This is a genomic window from Rhodopirellula maiorica SM1, from assembly GCF_000346295.1.
Classification (GTDB): domain Bacteria; phylum Planctomycetota; class Planctomycetia; order Pirellulales; family Pirellulaceae; genus Novipirellula; species Novipirellula maiorica.
The window spans coordinates 1-2542 of the sequence record NZ_ANOG01001021.1 but is presented as its reverse complement, the minus strand read 5'-3'; the positions used below and the strand labels follow the sequence as shown (position 1 = coordinate 2542).

The window sequence follows — 2542 nt, the reverse complement described above, 5'->3', positions numbered from 1 at the left end:
ATTCCATTGTCCAACCGGCCGTGTCGCGTCTTTCGAGGGAGCCATACAGAAGAACAACGACGCCGCGGCTTGGCGTGGATTTTCGCCATAGGGACTGCCGATATTATCGAGCACTTGATATTCGACTTGTCCTGGTCGGTAGTAGACGCCGCTATTGCAACCTTTGGAAACTTTCCACTCGAAGCGAAGTTCAAAGTCATCAGGAACGGTCTTGCGTTTATAAGTGAGTGATCCCCCCTTGGTCGCGCGAAAGAAGGCACCGTCGTCGATACGCCAATTTCCACTGTGCTGCCAACCGTCGAAGGTTTCTCCATCGAACAGTTCAACAAACCCTTGGCGACTCTCTTTTTCGCTCATCTTGGCAATCTTCTTTGCCATCGGCTTGCTGATTAACATGCGAAGCTTGGCTCGTTCGCTGACAAGCTTTTTCGCCAACATATCCGCTTCGCTAAATCGCGCCATCAAGATTTCACCATCGGTCGCCCGATTGCGGTCATACGAGATATAGAGCGTGCCATCGGGCGACTGGAATCCATCGGGATAGCTAATCCCCCGTCGATCGTCCAGCACCAAGCCGCCGAACCATGTTTTGCCCTCATCCTCCGATAGCCACGCACTTAGTTGGACGCGTCCTTGATGTGAATCGATCTTGTCCCCGTGCTTGATCAACAGAATGCGTCCCGACGCCAATCGGCGAACAAAGAAACGGGCGTTGGGGTGGCGAATGACCTCATGCTGCGTTGGCGTTTCCCACGTGCGACCGCCATCACTGGACGTCGTCTGCATCATCCCTTTGGCCGTACGAGCGAGCATCCAGAGCGAACCACCGGGACGTTCGATGATCATGTGCTCGTGCCAATCGGGGTTCGGGAACGTTGCTGCACCACGACGTTGCCAGGTCGCCCCTTGGTCGTTTGAGACGTGGACGCTTGCGCCACGCAGCGGATCCAGCTCGGAAAAACAACCGCGAAACGGACCGAAACCAGGACGCTGGTCAAGGGAGATTGGCAGCATCCATTCACCGCTGGACAGCACCGTTGGCTTGTTCAACATCACGCCGTCCGCTATCCGTCGCGGTGCTGTCCAAACCGGATCGTCAGCATCCGGGTTGTCACAGCGAGTGGCCCAAACGCCGGCGCGACCATCAAACATGTCCATCGACTGATCGAAAAACAGCCACAAACGTCCGAGCGGGTCGGTCCATAGATTACCGACCAGGACGCTGCGAGGTCGCGGTAGATCCTTGTCATGCGAATCGACCACCAAACGAGGCTGCGACCATGATTCGCCATCATCATCGCTGGTCGCCAGCACAAAGAATGCTTCGGGGCTGTCGCCACCGGCAACCCAGCACGCCCACAACCGCCCCTTGGGGGTTCGTTCGATTCCGATCGTCATTCCGTAATCGAGTTTGTCGTAACCGTATTCGGGCAGCGGCGATGTGTTCAGCGTCGGAGCAACCAATGCCGATTCGGCAATCTTCTCCATTTTCTTGATCCGCGCCGCAGTTTGCTGGGGCGTTTCGAGCTGAGCGGCCGGGCCCTTCGTCGGTTGCGACTTGATCTCCGTGCCTTCGCCAAGTACCAGGAAGCACGTTTTATTGAACCGCAACCGGTCCCCTGGGTTGAGCGATTTTCGGTAAGCAAACACACGATTGATCTTGCCGGGAAAGAGTTGAAACTCGGGTGTATCGACTTTGTTGAATCCTTGGTTCAGCAACCTTTCGCTTTGGTTGGCGGAGTGCGGTTTGCTGAGGGTCATCACAAATACGTCACCTGGTTTCACGCATTCAATCTCGTATCCTTCGATACGGGTCCGCACAAATCGCCGTCCAATCAAGAAATCAGGGGCTTCGGTCAAGGTGTAATCACGATCGGTGAACAGTTTGACGCCGGGCTTCAGCACCGCCACTTCTTGGGATGGAGTCCTGTTCGGTTTGCGTTTCTTGCCGACTTGGGATGCGAATTCGCCTACCTTCTCGAGCTTGCCGAACATGATCCGCTCTTTACGACTAGCCGACGCGTCGCCTTGCGTGACGCTTAGCCAAACCGCCCCGTCATGTTCGTGAAACGTGGAGTATTGGAACGACTGAGTCGTCTCGAAGCGATACTTTCGTGTCCACGACTTGCCATCGCGTGAAATGTCGATGTTGAAAACGCTACGACCAACGCCGCCGATCCTGGTCGCTTCCTGCCACCCCAGATAGTAGGTGTCGCCAAACTTATCGAACGTTGGTTTCGAATTGGCTCCGTTGGAAACCACCGAAAGCTCGCGACCCGCGGTCCAAGATTTTCCATCGACGCTGGTGGTAAAATGATAATTCCCACCGTCGTTACGACAGATCGCCATCAACGTACCATCGGGCAATTGATTGACCGCCGACTCGCTGAGATTCGCGGAGTGGGGTTCATTGAAATGACCGACGACCTCGAAGGTGGCAAAGTCGTCATGGGCAATCGCCAACGCATTCTGTTTGCCGGGAAAATTGTTAAGTGCAACCACCGTCTTGCCATCAAAGACTTTGAATGAATCAAACAGATAC

General features: G+C 55.0%; 1 protein-coding gene. It reads right to left on the bottom strand.

Going from position 1 to position 2542, the window contains the following annotated elements; genetic code table 11:
* The coding region (locus tag RMSM_RS42180; RefSeq protein ID WP_236622401.1) for an exo-alpha-sialidase at positions 1–2538 on the bottom strand (2538 nt) is incomplete at its 3' end.
* Positions 2539–2542: the final 4 nt, after the last annotated feature.